Origin of the sequence: Patiriisocius marinistellae, from assembly GCF_009014635.1 — a bacterium.
Classification (GTDB): Bacteria; Bacteroidota; Bacteroidia; order Flavobacteriales; family Flavobacteriaceae; genus Patiriisocius; species Patiriisocius marinistellae.
The window spans coordinates 975,380-989,439 of sequence record NZ_BKCF01000001.1 but is presented as its reverse complement, the minus strand read 5'-3'; the positions used below and the strand labels follow the sequence as shown (position 1 = coordinate 989,439).

Genomic DNA, 14,060 nt, shown 5'->3' with positions numbered 1-14,060 from the left:
ATCTTTAAGAACCTCCCTCGTTTATAGCGGCATCAATCAATGCCCCTTTTTTGAAGTTTATTAACTCTACCATTTTACGAGTATCAATTGCATATCTTTTTGGGATAATTGCGGGAATGTTCGCTGCTGAAATTTCAATTTCATTCTTTCCCGTTGTTGTCATTTTATTCTTTTTACTAGGCATTAGTGTGCTCGTTGCTAGAAAACAACTTTTTCCAAATCCGTTTTTTGGAACTATCCTACTTCTTCTATTTTTCTTTATTGGGTGTTATAATTATCAAAGCACCCAACCCCAATTTCAACCCAAACATTATAGCCATTCACTTATCAATAATACTGAAATGGAATATCAAATAACCATTTCAGAAATACTAAAACCAGATAATTATAATTCAAAATACATTGCTAAAGTAGCATATATAAATGGACAGGCTGCAAAAGGAAATTTACTAGTATCCATTCAAAAAGACACCTTAAATCCTGAACTTGAAATTGATACAACAATTTTAATAAAAACACAAACGTTGCCTATTAAAGCGCCTTTAAATCCAGACCAATTTGATTATAAAAAATATATGCGAAGTTTAAGTGTGCATCATCAACTTCGTTTTAAAAACAGTGACATTATCCACACTATAAAAAATAGTACTACTCTAAGAGGACTTGCAGAAAGCTCTCGTACTTCTATCATTAGCAAATTAAAGACAACACCTATAGAACCTAAAGCACAAGCCATCATCCAGGCTCTTGTTTTAGGTCAAAAAAGAGATATTAACAAAACACTCTATTCTCAATATGCAGCAGCAGGTGCTATACATATTCTAGCAGTTTCTGGTTTACATGTAGGAATTATATTTATTATCCTTCAATTTATATTTCGACCATTATTAAGAATTAGGCACGGAGAACTTTTTAGAAGTTTACTAATTATCTTATGTCTTTGGGCCTTTGCTTTTATTACAGGATTATCGCCATCTGTTTGTAGGGCTGTCACCATGTTTTCATGTCTTGCCTTTGCTGGACTTTTAAACAGGCGTTCTGCAACAATAAACTCATTAGCATTATCATTTATCATCTTACTTTTTTATAATCCGTTATGGGTGCTGCATGTGGGATTTCAATTAAGTTATCTCGCAGTATTATCTATACTATTAATACAACCCAAACTCTACAATTACTATATGCCTCGTACCTATATTAAACGAAAAGCATGGGGAATTTTAACGGTAACCCTCGCTGCTCAAATAGGAATTTTACCATTGAGTATATATTATTTTCATCAATTTCCTGGATTATTTTTTATTACAAATATTATTGTATTGCCGTTTTTAGGTCTTATCCTGGGCATTGGGATATTCGTTTTATTGCTTGCCATTTTAAATATATTACCAGACCCATTAGCAAAAAGTTATGGATGGATTATTGAACAAATGAATGCATTTATAGGCTGGGTAGCGGCACAAGATAGTTTCCTTTTTAGAGACATACCTTTCTCTAAATGGAATGTGATTGCTTGCTATTTTTTAATTACGGCTCTTTTTTTGTTTTGGTCACGCACTACTGGTAAACGATTGCTATTAAGTATGGTTGCTACCATAATATTTATTGGTTCTTTTATAATGGAAATTGAAACACACCGAGAAAACAAATTAGTTATATTTCAGAAGAGCAGAAAAACATTAATTGGTATTCAGCAAGCTTCGGAAATGAAGTTATTTAAAAGTGATACTGCCTCATTAACCACCGTAACCTATCCTTTAAAAAGTTATAGCGTTGCTAATTATATACACAAAATTACAGAAGAAAAACTCCCAACATATTTTAACTACAATGCCACCCCTATAGTCGTTCTTGATAGTCTGGGTGTATTTCCTAAAATTTCAGAAAAACCAATTATTGTCTTAACTGAGAGCCCGAGGGTTAATTTAAATAGATTGATTGACAGCCTAAATCCTATTCAAATAGTTGCAGATGGAAGCAATTACCATTCAAGCGTTGCAAGATGGAAAGTGACATGCGAGATTCGAGGAATTTTATTTCATCACACAGGGGAAGATGGAGCCTTTGTAATGAAAAACACTGAATAACCAATTAGCTCTCTTTTATTAAATTAAAAGAGAGCTAATACTATTCATACAATTATTTTTTAACAACCAGCTACCCAACAAAAAACTTGTGCAGCACCACATCCTATCACAATACCATTAACTGCAATAACGCTATTTATATATGCGTGATAAACGGAATTATGCGGCGGTGGTCCTGACAAAGTATTGTAGAATACCCACATAGTACCAACAGACACACATTCAGTAAAATTAAAATCACCTCCTGATCCACCTCCACTCAATTTAGAAGCAATATTTTTTTCAGAAAAAACATTCACACTACGGTCTCCTCTTATATTAGATAGGTTTAATTGATCATTTCCATTAGCATCCACTGTGTGCGTGTATTTAATAGATCCTCTATATTCTCCTCTCAAATAAAGTGTTCCATACAATTCGTTACGTTCATCAGTAAATAAATATGTGGTATTGCCATCCTCGTCAAATGTTTTAATTGCGTCATTTAAAGTCAACATTTCTACCCCTTCACTTGTTAGTATATCAAAATTCCGAATAAATTCTGGGTGTTCCGAATTGAGATATTCAACCTCACCATTATAGTTAGGTGCTTTTGAGTCATGTTGAATGGTATTTGTTAAGTTCTGTGAATCCTCTTGAACTTCAAGTGTGTTACTTTCTCTAGAACAGCCTACTATTGATAGTGAAATAACAAACACACATGCCGTAGTTTTTAAAATTTTTGATAAATATTTCATGTTTAAAATTTAAGGTTTTGTACTATTTTTTTAAGGTAATGGCCATTACTCTTGTTTATATATTTAATAGTTCACTTAATTTTTATTTGTTACCCATACTACTGCAAAATTTTTAAATTCTGATTGGTCGCATAAAAAAGCCTTCATAAATCTTAAAGATTCATGAAGGCTTTTTAAACATATAAATTCAAGATTACCCCTTAAATTTACTTTTAAAATCGTCTTGATACTCCTGCCATTTAGTACTGGTAGTTACTTTTTTATAATCATCGCTAGCAATCATTTTCAAATACAATTCTAGCTGTTGAGCTGTTTTATAACCGGGTACCGATTGTATTAAATTTCCGTCATCCTCAAAAAACACCAAGCTTGGATATCCTGCAAGTTTTAATGCATCTGCAAAAAAATGTGTTGCGTTTCTACCTTTACGATCTGGACGGTATTGTGGATTTGTGTATGTAAAATCTTGATAAGTAATTGGGTCTGGCCCTTCTGCATTAAACTTTACAGCATAAAAATTTTTGTTAACATACTTGATTAAGTCTTGATTGCTAAAGGTATTTTTATCAAGCATTTTACATGGGCCACACCATTTTGTGTAAACATCCATAAAAATCTTTTTAGGAACTTCTTCTTGGGCAGCAAGTGCCTCGTCCATAGTTATCCAATTAATTTTATCTTGTGCTGCTACATTAGCTATTGTACATAGTAAAAGAAGTGAAAGTATATATTTCATAGTAGAGTATTATGTTTAGACTTACTTGCCTTTTTTCTCTTTAAATTGTGGTACAAAGTTGTCTGTGTAAGCAGCAAACTCTTCGTTAGATTTTAAATTTTTATAATCTCCTGTCGCAAAAAGTTTTAAGTATAACTCTAATTGTTGTGGTGTACGATAGCTTTTTACAGCCGTTAATAACTCACCTTTTTCATTTAAAAACACAACCGTAGGGTATGCGCGTATACTCATATGTTTAGCAAAATCATGTTGTGTATTTCTTCTCTTTGCTTTTGCGGGATCGTAACGAGGGTTCCCAAAATTATTACCCATATATGTTACTTTCTCGTCTCCTTCAGCATTAAACTTTACAGCATAGTAATGTTCATTCATATAATTAATAACATCTTCATTGCTAAACGTATTTCTGTCTAGCATTTTACATGGACCACACCATGAAGTATACATATCGATAAAAATAGGTTTTGGATCTTGTGCTTGAATGGCAAGAGCATCATTCATAGACAACCAATTAACACCCTTTTGAGCACTAACTGATGTTGCAATGCAAAGTAACATTATGAGTACAGTATTTTTCATATTCAAATTGTATTAAAAAGAGAAGTGTTTAAAGTGTAGTCGTTCTTCTTTTCTAAATATAACAAAACAAAAAACGTTCCACAAAATGGAACGTTTTTTATACTAATTAATTGTGATGGTTATCGTATACCATGCATTTTCTTAATTAAAGTTTTGTTAAGTATTAACATAACAACACCAGCACCTATTGGTATTAATGTAAATATCATAAAGAAATAAGAAAGTCCTTTTTCTTCAAGTATTGGATCCATGTAACTACCAGTAATACCCGCTGCAGTATTTGCAATAAAGTTGGCTACAAACCATACTCCAAACATAAGACCTACTAATTTAACTGGAGCTAATTTACTCACGTAAGAAAGTCCTACAGGTGAAACACAAAGCTCTCCTAAAGTATGGAATAAATATGCTAGTATTAAGAACATCATACTTACTGATGCTGTTTTAGCTCCTAATGGGATTGCCATTGAACCGTATGCTAGAATACCAAATCCAAGTCCTAATAAAATAAGACCTATAGCAAACTTAACAGGCCCTGAAGGGTTGTATTTACTTTGCCATAATCTAGAAAACAATGGTGCAAATGCAATTATAAAGAAGGAGTTTAATATACCAAACCAAGAAGCAGGAACTTCAGAAGAATCTGCATTAAACTCTCTTACTAACATCCAAATTACAATTGCCCAAATAATAACAAAACTAGTACCTAACAAAATATTTGAAAGCGAGTATTTTGCATATGTTTGTTTAAATAACATACCTAAAACCCAAGTAATAATTAACATAGGCACTATAGTAAGTACAGTGTTAAATATTTTAAATGTAAGTGCTCCACTTCCTTCTAAAATTCTGTCTGTATAATCTGCAGCAAAAATTGTCATTGAACCACCTGCTTGCTCAAATGCCCACCAAAAGAAAATAGTGAAAAACGCAAGTACACCAATTACAATCAACCTATCTCTAGTAACTTTACTTGAATTTGCATCTTCAATTGTATCTTCAATTGCATGTTTAGTGTCTTCAAAAGTGTCTTCAACAGCATCATCAAAATCCTGAGCTTTATTAGGAGAAAGACCTATACGACCAAAAATGCCTTGTGCAAAGTAAAATTGTAACATTCCAAAGAACATAAATATTCCAGCTAGTCCAAATCCATAATGCCAACCAACAGATTCACCAATGTAACCACAAAGTAAAATACCCAAAAATGCTCCAGCATTAATACCCATATAGAATATTGTATAACCAGCGTCTTTTTCTTTCCCTTGATTTAAATATAATTGACCTACCATTGAAGAAATATTGGGTTTAAACAAACCATTTCCAATAATCAGAAGTCCTAATCCTACATAGAAAAAAGGATCTGAGAAAACTTCAAGCGCCATAGCTGCATGACCTAAAGTCATCAACAAAGCTCCAATTACAACCGCATTACGATAACCAGTAAGTTTATCTGCAATTAATCCTCCAAAAATAGGAGTGATATATACAAGTCCAGTGTACCATCCATACAATAAAAGTGCATCTGCACGTTCCCATCCCCATCCTTCATCTAACATTGAGGATACTAAGAACAGTACTAAAAGTGCACGCATTCCATAATAAGAAAAGCGTTCCCACATTTCTGTAAAGAACAATACAAATAAACCAGACGGATGCCCTAGCACCGTTTTTTGGTTTGTTTCTGAACCTCCAAATTTAAATTCCATGTAATCGAGTATTAATTAATAATTGGTTATTATAAATTGTTTTTAATAAAATCTGTCATCATATTGTATAAATGGATGCGTGTATTACCTCCATAAATCCCATGATTTTTGTCTGGGTAAATACGCCAATCAAATTGTTTATTTGCCTGTACTAATGCTTCAACTAATTGCATTGTATTTTGAACGTGTACATTATCATCAGCACTACCATGTACTAATAAATATTTTCCTTTTAATTTATCTACGTGTGAAATAGGAGAATTGTTATCATAACCGCTAGCATTTTCCTGCGGGGTTGTCATATAACGCTCTGTATAGATTGTGTCATAATACCTCCAGCTTGTTACTGGTGCAACAGCTATTGCCATTGAAAATGTATCTGCTCCTTGAAACAAACAATTACTTGACATAAAACCACCATAACTCCATCCCCAAATACCTATTCTGTTAGCATCAATATAACGTTCTTGACCTAATTTTTGAGCAACAGTAATCTGGTCTTCAACTTCAAGTTTTCCAAGTTCTTTTTGAGTCATTTTCTTAAAATCACGACCCTTTAATCCAGTTCCTCTACCATCAACGCATACTACAATGATACCTTGTTGTGCTAACATTTGATGCCAGTAATCATTTGAAGTATCCCATTTATTAGCAACATTCTGAGATCCTGGCCCTGAATATTGATACATAAATAAAGGGTATTCTTTATTAGGGTCGAAATCAAGAGGTTTGATGGTGTACATGTTTAAATCAAAACCATTAACGTTAATTGTAGAAAATTCTTTAGGAGATATTTTAAAACCCTTAGTTATTTCTTTAAGTGCTTTGTTATTTATAATTTCTCTAACTACACCGCCAGATTTACTGTCATTCAATGTAAAAGTGTAAGGTGTTTGTGTGTTATGAAATGAATTAATGAAATAAGTAAAATCAGCACTAAAATCTGCTCCATTTGTCCCTGTTCCAGTAGTCAACCTTTTTTTGTTTGTACCGTCTAGTGAGATACTATATACATCCCGGTTGATACTTCCATTTTCTGTACTTTGATAGAAAATTTTATTTGTCTTCTTATCGTAACCATAATAATTTGTTACTTCCCAATTTCCCGATGTTACTTGATGTTTTTGTTTTCCATTTTTATCAAAGTAATAAATATGGTTCCAACCATCGCGCTCACTTGTCCAAATAAAACTAGTATCATCAAAAAAGGTCAAATCATCAGTAATGTCTACATAAGCATCGTCTTTTTCTTGACGAACCAAAGTAGTTTTTCCAGACTTTGCATCTACAAAAACCAAGTCAACCACATTCTGCTTTCTATTTGTAAGTTGTACACTTAATGTATTTTTATCCTTTGTCCACTCAAGACGTGGAATATAATAACTGTTATATTTTGAAAGCTCAACATCCTTAGTACTCTCAGCATCAACATCATAAATATGTAATGATACTATTGCATTAGGGTCACCTGCTTTTGGGTATTTAAAAACTTGTTGACTGGGGTAAAGTTCTTTTCCAAAGACATCCATTGAAAAACGTGGTACTGCACTCTCGTCAAATTTAACAAAGCCTATATGTTTTCCATCTGCACTCCAATCAAAAGCTCTCACAAATGCAAATTCTTCTTCATAAACCCAATCAGTTATACCATTAATAACGCTGTTTTTTAAACCATCATTTGTCATTTGAGTTACTTTTCCAGAGTTCAAGTTCTTAATGTAAAGATTGTTTTCATACCCGTAAGCTACCTTTGTGCCAGCATTATTTAAAACGGGTTCTTGTATTTTATCTTCCGAAATTTTAGACAATTGTTTTGTCTTCAAATCGTAGATATAATAGGTGCCTAATGCAGAGCGACGATAGACTTGGTCTAATTGAGTAGCAAGAATCATTTTTGACTCATCACTATTAAACTCATAAGAAATTATATAATCAATACCCGCTAAATCTTTTGAAGAAACTAACGTACGAACCTTCTCACCACTTTTATAGTCATACACATCCACCGTTGAAGCCGCCATTTGCCTACTATAATTAAGCACTGCATACTCTTTTCCATTTTGCAATGAACGTAAAACATCGAGGCGCTCAGCTCTAAAAGTGCCACCGTAAATATCTTCAACGGTGATGTCCTGTATTTGAGCGTTAAGCGTAGTAAAGACTGTGAGTAATAAAAGAAAAAATGGGGAAAGTATTGTGTGCTTCAAACTGTTAAAATTTTAGTATGACAAGTTTAGTAAATTTTTAGGTATTTTTAGGCAATTACGCTGTTAAATACGCACGTTATTATAGAAAAAACAATGAAAATTGGGTGGATTCTACATCTCAAATTTTAAAATCTATCCCCTATCTTTGTCACTCTCAAAAACCTATCTATGGTAAACCCGGTATCAGGATTTTACAAAAAAACTAAAGAACAAAAAATTAAATGGTTATCAGCAAATTACCTTGCAGATGACTCACAATCCATTACTATCTTAAAAAAATACTGGAACAGTGATGAAGCACTGCAAAAACTGCATGACGACTTCATTGAAAACACTATTTCAAATTATTATTTACCGCTTGGAGTTGCCCCCAATTTTCTTATAAATGACAATCTTTATACCATCCCTATGGTCATTGAAGAAAGCTCTGTTGTTGCGGCGGCTAGTAATGCCGCTAAGTTTTGGTTAAACAAGGGAGGTTTTAAAGCTCAAGTACTCTCAACGATAAAAAACGGGCAAGTTCATTTTAATTTCTTCGGAAATGTAACAGACTTGGAAACGTATTTTGCAGAAATTAAACCCACACTAATTTCTAGTATCGACGCTATACAGAAAAACATGAAAAAGCGAGGTGGCGGTTTGCTCGATATTGAATTTATCAACATAACCGATACATTAGAAGGTTACTTTCAACTACATTGTACTTTTGAGACAGGGGATGCAATGGGAGCTAATTTTATAAATAGTTGCTTAGAGGTAATCGCTAGTACATTTAAAAATGAAGCACAATCATTTCAACCCTTTAAAATTTCCGAAGCATATCCTGAAATTGTTATGAGCATACTTTCTAATTATGTTCCAGATTGTCTTGTGAGAGCAGAGGTAAGTTGTCCAGTTTCAAAATTAAACGTTGAAGGGATGGATGGAGCGATTTTCGCTAACAAAATAGTGCGTGCAGTAGCTATAGCAAAGGCAACTCCTAGACGTGCCGTCACGCACAATAAAGGAATTATGAACGGCATTGATGCTGTAGTTTTAGCAACAGGAAATGATTTTAGAGCCGTTGAAGCTGGAGTTCACGCCTATGCTTCTAAAGACGGAAATTATACAAGCTTGACACACGCAAAGGTTGAAAAAGGGATTTTTAAATTTTGGATTGAACTACCGCTAGCAATAGGAACTGTGGGTGGACTCACCAATCTACACCCACTTGTAAAATTTGCATTCAGCTTGTTACAAAAACCAAATGCAAAACAATTAATGGAGATTATTGCAGTTACTGGTCTAGCGCAAAATTTTGCTGCATTGAAGTCTCTGGTTACAGTTGGCATTCAAAAAGGACATATGAAAATGCATTTAATGAATATTTTAAATGGCTTAAATGCTTCGGAAATTGAAAAGACAGAAGCTGTTGAGTATTTTAAAAAACACCCCGTTTCTCATAGTGCTGTAGTAAATTTCGTTACAAACAAAAGAACATAATAATTTTTGAAACAAACCTTTTACAGCAACGGAAAATTACTCATTACAGGTGAGTATGTAGTACTTGATGGTGCGACAGCACTTGCATTACCTACTAAATACGGCCAGACTTTGTCGGTTGAAAAAAATAATACACCTGGACTTTTTTGGAAAAGTTTTGACAAGGATAAAAATTGTTGGTTTGAATCATATTTTGAGTTATCAAATTTAAAATCTGAAAAAGAAACTAAGGAATCTGCAACACTTAGTGATATATTGAAAGCTGCTAGAAATCTAAACAAAAACTTTTTAACTTCTAAAAATGGATACGCTGTAACTACGTATCTTGATTTTGACCGAAATTGGGGTTTGGGGACGTCTTCTACACTTATTAATAACATTGCGCAATGGGCAAATGTTAATGCTTTTGAGTTACTTGAAAAGAGTTTTGGCGGCAGTGGTTATGATATTGCTGCAGCACAGCATAGCACACCTATATTTTATATAAGAAACAAGACGCTTCAACCGGAGGTAAGAAATGTACACCTCAATTGGGATTTTAAAGACGCTCTCTTTTTTGTGCATCTTAATCAAAAACAGAACAGCAAAGAAGGTATTGCTGCTTATAAAAACGCTTTGGTTTCAAAAAAACAGTTACAACAAATTACAGATTTGAGTAACAAACTTTTAATGTGTTATACGTTGCAAGATTTTGAAGCATTATTAAACGCACATGAAGCGCTTATTTCAATAATTATAAAACAACCCACTGTTAAGTCTAGATTATTTAATGATTATCCTAATACAATAAAAAGCCTTGGTGCTTGGGGTGGTGATTTCATTCTTGTAACTGGTAATAAAAATGACTTGGAGTATTTTAAAGCTAAAGGGTATAATACTATTTTGTCTTTTGAAGAAATGATATTGAAAACTTAAGAGGTAGATTTTAAACAAATACCATTCCTGTAAGCGTAATAAAAAAGCCTTTTCATAAATGAAAAGGCTTTTTTATATTATTTATTTCCCTGAAATCCTAGAAAAAATTTGCTCTGTTATCTTCAACATCTGCTGCATTTTTTAAAGCTTGGAATACTTTAGAATTAACTGTTGGAGTAGCTGCGCTATTTAATTGATTTGAATAAGTAGCATAATTTTCAAGTCCTGGTGCAGGATTTACAGCTGTAACTTTTACTTTAAATACTCCTTTTTCGCCATCAATCAATCCTGTAGATTCACCAGCTTTTTTAGCAAAAGCTGCTCCAACAACCTTAGGCTCTGCCCCTGCTCCTGGAAGCGTAGGTGCCGCCATTGTAATTGCAGTTGCATTTTGCACTGTTACATTTTGACTTGTTGCAATAGCGTTAAGATCGTTTCCAGAAATGCCTGCTTTAATTTTTTCAGCTTTCTTTTTGTTACGTAATTTTGGAGTAACAACAGCACTAGCTTCTGCCACACTCATAAGACCTCTTGGACTTTTACGTGTTAATTGAGCAATAACATACCCATCAGAAGTACTAAATCTTTTAATATCTCCTACTTCACTGTTTTCTTCGAATGCCCAATTTACAATTGAACGATTGTTACCAATACCAGGAATACTTGCATCCATATTGCTAATTTTATTTACAGGCTTTAAATTAAGCTCTTGTGATTTAGCAACCTCAGTAAAGTCACCTTTTTGAGAAGCAACTTCAAACTTAGATGCTTTTGCAAAAACATCATTTAATGTCTTTTCACTAGCCTCAATCTCTTTTGACACTGTTGCTACTTTAATTGCTTTTTGCATATTTTTTTGTTCACCTACTTTTACTACGTGGTATCCAAAATCTGTCTCAACAACACCTACTGAACCTTCTTTGTTATCAAAAATAAAGTCATTAAAAGCTGGCACCATTCTACCTGGCCCAGAATATCCAAGATCACCACCTTTTTCACTGTTTGATTTGTCATCAGAAAATTGCTTTGCTAAATCTTCAAACTTACTTGGTGATTTTTTAACCAAAGCATTTAAACTATCAGCTAATTTTTTTGCATCTTCTTTTGAGCGAGTAATTGCATCACTAGCTCTCATTGTTCCTTTCCAACGAATTAACATATGACTTGACTGTACTGAATCTGGCAAACGTGTAACTTCAATAACTTTAGTCAAATTGTTAGTGTTGTCTTGCTGGTAAGGCCCATAAATATCACCTTCGTTCATAGCAAACAAAGTATCTGCAATATTTGCTGGCAACTCACTTTTAAACCATACTCTGTCATTATAGCCTATATCGCTATTTGCATTTACAAACTCAGCATAATTTGTTGTGTTCTTTAATCCTTTTTCAACTTCTTTTGTTTTACTACTACTATTGTAGACCTCACGATCATTTAACAATGCAGCTACATCTGCTTTAGCGGCTTGCATATCTTCTTCAGATGGCTTTTCAGAAAAAGAAACATATTGAATATCTACTTGAGGCTGTACTTCAAAATCAGACGGATTATCTTTTATGTAGCTCCCTATTTCAGAATCACTAACGGTAATATCTGTATCAGGTATTTTTGTATAAGGAACAAATACATAATCTATATTTATTTTATCATTTTCAAAACGATATTGCTGCTCCCCTTCACTTAAGGTGCTTCTCATTCCCGCTTTAATTAAATTATAATATTGAGTTTGTAAAATATTATCTTTTAATCCATTTTCATAATCAATCCATTGTTGATATGCAGTAGGGTTGTTGCGTTGTACATCTGCAATATATTCTTGCACTTTTGCAGGACTATAATTACCATCAACATCCTGAAATGTAGCATTAGAAGCAAGTCCTGTTTGCAAAGAAGCATTTACTTGATCTTGTTGAGCCGTAAGTCCTAATTTTTCATATTCTTGGTTTTGCAAAACTGAACGCAATTCACGGTCCCAAACCATATTCATCGCTTGCGCTGTAGATCCATTAGGTCCTAATGTGCGCTGAGATTGCTCTACTTTTTTCATAAAGTCATCACGAGTCATTTCTTCACCGTTGACAGTCGCCACAGTAGTTAGAGATTTTTCTGAAGAAAAACCGCCATTTCTAATCACATCTGCAAGGATGAAAGAGAAAAGCGCTAACGCTATAATTATAATAAGGAAAACTCCTCTTTTTCTAATACTATTTAAAATTGCCATCGTTCAGGATAATTTTAATGCTGTTTTTAACACACAGCACCACATTAATTTAGTGGGCGAAAATACCATTTTCCCTGCATTAATAAAAAAACTTTGTGTAAAAAATTAAAGTTATAGCAACAGTGTGTTTTTCTTCGGAAATTTCACCTTGTTTAAACTTATAAGTTAAAATAAAAATTGTCTTTAATCAATTGATTTTGATGGCTTGAGCTCCACTAATTCAATCTTAGTGTTTGAAACATCGAGGATATTAAATTCGTATTCTCCAATAATTACTTTTTCATCTTTTTGAGGAATACCTTCTGTGAAGTTTACAATCATCCCTCCAAGAGTCTCGTAGTTTTCATTTTCTGGAAGTTGTAATTTGTAAGTTTCGTTTAAATAATCCACTTCATGCCTTGCCGAAAAATGGTAATGCCCCTCTCCTAACTCGTCCTCTACAAGCCCAATACTATCATGCTCATCCTCAATCTCCCCAAATAATTCTTCAATTATATCTTCAACGGTTATAATACCACTTGTGCCACCATATTCATCAACAACTACCGAAATACTTTTCCTTTTTTTACTAAGTATATTCAACACATCTTTACAAAGCATTGTTTCTGGAACAAAAATTACTGGGGTCAATACTTTTTTTAAGCTTGTAGGTTTTTTAAACAGTTCAAAAGAGTGAACATATCCTACAATATCATCAATGTTTTCTTTGTAAACCAGAATCTTTGAAAGCCCTGTTTCGGTAAAAATTTTATTTAATTCTTGTGGCGTTGTGGTGAGTTCCACAGCCACAACCTCTGTTCGGGGAATCATGGCTTCTCTTGATTTTATTTCAGAAAAGTCTAGTGCATTTTGAAATATTTGAATCTCTGTGTCAATTTCATCTTCGGTCTCTACGGCTTCCATTTGCTCGGTTATGTAGTTTCCAAGCTCTAATTTACTAAAACTCAATTGCACTGTATCACCCTCTGTTTTAAAGATGTACTTGAGAACAAGATCTGAAATCCAAATTATAAATTCGGATATAAAACTAAAAAATACATAAAAGAAATATGCTGGAATGGCAAATATTTTAATTAAGCTATTTGCATAAATTTGAAAAAATACCTTAGGCAGAAACTCTGCAGTTAAAAGGATAACTAATGTTGAAATTACTGTTTGAATTAACAGTCCACTAGCACCGTCAACGTGGATATACCTCATAAGCAATTCACCCATAAAAAATCCATAGACAACGAGTGCAATGTTATTACCCACAAGCATAGTGGCTATAAACTTAGAAGGTCGCTTAGTTATTTTTTTGAGTACTCCTGCTAGAAAATCGTTTTGTTTTTTCTCAATTTCAATATGTATCTTATTTGAAGAGACATATGCTATTTCCATCCCTGAG

The 14,060-nt window shown here is 33.3% G+C and carries 11 protein-coding genes; 3 read left to right on the top strand and 8 right to left on the bottom strand.

Going from position 1 to position 14,060, the window contains the following annotated elements; genetic code table 11:
• Window positions 1-4: 4 nt before the first annotated feature.
• Window positions 5-163 carry a hypothetical protein gene (locus tag GB234_RS15165; protein ID WP_235906076.1) on the bottom strand — a complete coding sequence of 53 codons (159 nt, stop codon included), beginning with the start codon at window positions 161-163 and terminating at the stop codon, window positions 5-7.
• Between GB234_RS15165 and GB234_RS04350 the strand changes: the two genes are divergently transcribed.
• Entirely contained in the window at window positions 117-2,087 is a 1,971-nt protein-coding gene (locus GB234_RS04350) for a ComEC/Rec2 family competence protein (protein ID WP_235906073.1), read from the top strand. The genes GB234_RS15165 and GB234_RS04350 overlap by 47 nt on opposite strands.
• Before the next feature lie 59 nt (window positions 2,088-2,146).
• Here GB234_RS04350 and GB234_RS04345 read toward each other — a convergent pair whose 3' ends face one another.
• The 5 genes from GB234_RS04345 to GB234_RS04325 form a co-directional block, all read right to left on the bottom strand.
• The gene (locus GB234_RS04345; protein ID WP_151893288.1) at window positions 2,147-2,824 is read right to left on the bottom strand and encodes a hypothetical protein; all 678 of its coding nucleotides are present in this window, start codon (window positions 2,822-2,824) and stop codon (window positions 2,147-2,149) included.
• A gap of 193 nt (window positions 2,825-3,017) precedes the next feature.
• On the bottom strand, window positions 3,018-3,560 hold the full coding sequence (locus tag GB234_RS04340) for a thioredoxin family protein (RefSeq protein ID WP_151893287.1): 543 nt from the start codon (window positions 3,558-3,560) through the stop codon (window positions 3,018-3,020).
• A gap of 21 nt (window positions 3,561-3,581) precedes the next feature.
• Window positions 3,582-4,139 carry a thioredoxin family protein gene (locus tag GB234_RS04335; RefSeq protein ID WP_151893286.1) on the bottom strand — a complete coding sequence of 186 codons (558 nt, stop codon included), beginning with the start codon at window positions 4,137-4,139 and terminating at the stop codon, window positions 3,582-3,584.
• A 119-nt stretch (window positions 4,140-4,258) separates the two neighbouring features.
• The gene (locus GB234_RS04330) at window positions 4,259-5,848 is read right to left on the bottom strand and encodes a peptide MFS transporter (protein WP_151893285.1); all 1,590 of its coding nucleotides are present in this window, start codon (window positions 5,846-5,848) and stop codon (window positions 4,259-4,261) included.
• A 29-nt stretch (window positions 5,849-5,877) separates the two neighbouring features.
• Window positions 5,878-8,055, bottom strand: coding sequence for a S9 family peptidase (locus GB234_RS04325; protein ID WP_235906049.1), 2,178 nt, complete (start codon window positions 8,053-8,055; stop codon window positions 5,878-5,880).
• A 168-nt stretch (window positions 8,056-8,223) separates the two neighbouring features.
• Between GB234_RS04325 and GB234_RS04320 the strand changes: the two genes are divergently transcribed.
• Window positions 8,224-9,537, top strand: a complete 1,314-nt coding sequence (locus GB234_RS04320) for a hydroxymethylglutaryl-CoA reductase, degradative (protein ID WP_151893284.1) — start codon at window positions 8,224-8,226, stop codon at window positions 9,535-9,537.
• 6 nt (window positions 9,538-9,543) lie between these two features.
• Window positions 9,544-10,452, top strand: a complete 909-nt coding sequence (locus tag GB234_RS04315) for a GYDIA family GHMP kinase (RefSeq protein WP_151893283.1) — start codon at window positions 9,544-9,546, stop codon at window positions 10,450-10,452.
• A gap of 97 nt (window positions 10,453-10,549) precedes the next feature.
• Here GB234_RS04315 and GB234_RS04310 read toward each other — a convergent pair whose 3' ends face one another.
• Entirely contained in the window at window positions 10,550-12,673 is a 2,124-nt protein-coding gene (locus GB234_RS04310) for a peptidylprolyl isomerase (protein WP_151893282.1), read from the bottom strand.
• Between the two features lie 183 nt (window positions 12,674-12,856).
• Window positions 12,857-14,053: a hemolysin family protein gene (locus tag GB234_RS04305; RefSeq protein WP_371863333.1), complete on the bottom strand. Its 1,197-nt coding sequence runs from the start codon at window positions 14,051-14,053 to the stop codon at window positions 12,857-12,859.
• Window positions 14,054-14,060 lie beyond the last annotated feature (7 nt).

Bases quoted from the DNA above. Each gene is read 5' to 3' on its own strand.
- GB234_RS04340 (WP_151893287.1), bottom strand. From the start codon at position 3,560: ATGAAATATATACTTTCACTTCTTTTACTATGTACAATAGCTAATGTA.
- GB234_RS04305 (WP_371863333.1), bottom strand. From the start codon at position 14,053: ATGGAAATAGCATATGTCTCTTCAAATAAGATACATATTGAAATTGAG.
- GB234_RS04350 (WP_235906073.1), top strand. From the start codon at position 117: ATGTTCGCTGCTGAAATTTCAATTTCATTCTTTCCCGTTGTTGTCATT.
- GB234_RS04335 (WP_151893286.1), bottom strand. From the start codon at position 4,139: ATGAAAAATACTGTACTCATAATGTTACTTTGCATTGCAACATCAGTT.
- GB234_RS04330 (WP_151893285.1), bottom strand. From the start codon at position 5,848: ATGGAATTTAAATTTGGAGGTTCAGAAACAAACCAAAAAACGGTGCTA.
- GB234_RS04345 (WP_151893288.1), bottom strand. From the start codon at position 2,824: ATGAAATATTTATCAAAAATTTTAAAAACTACGGCATGTGTGTTTGTT.
- GB234_RS04310 (WP_151893282.1), bottom strand. From the start codon at position 12,673: ATGGCAATTTTAAATAGTATTAGAAAAAGAGGAGTTTTCCTTATTATA.
- GB234_RS15165 (WP_235906076.1), bottom strand. From the start codon at position 163: ATGACAACAACGGGAAAGAATGAAATTGAAATTTCAGCAGCGAACATT.
- GB234_RS04320 (WP_151893284.1), top strand. From the start codon at position 8,224: ATGGTAAACCCGGTATCAGGATTTTACAAAAAAACTAAAGAACAAAAA.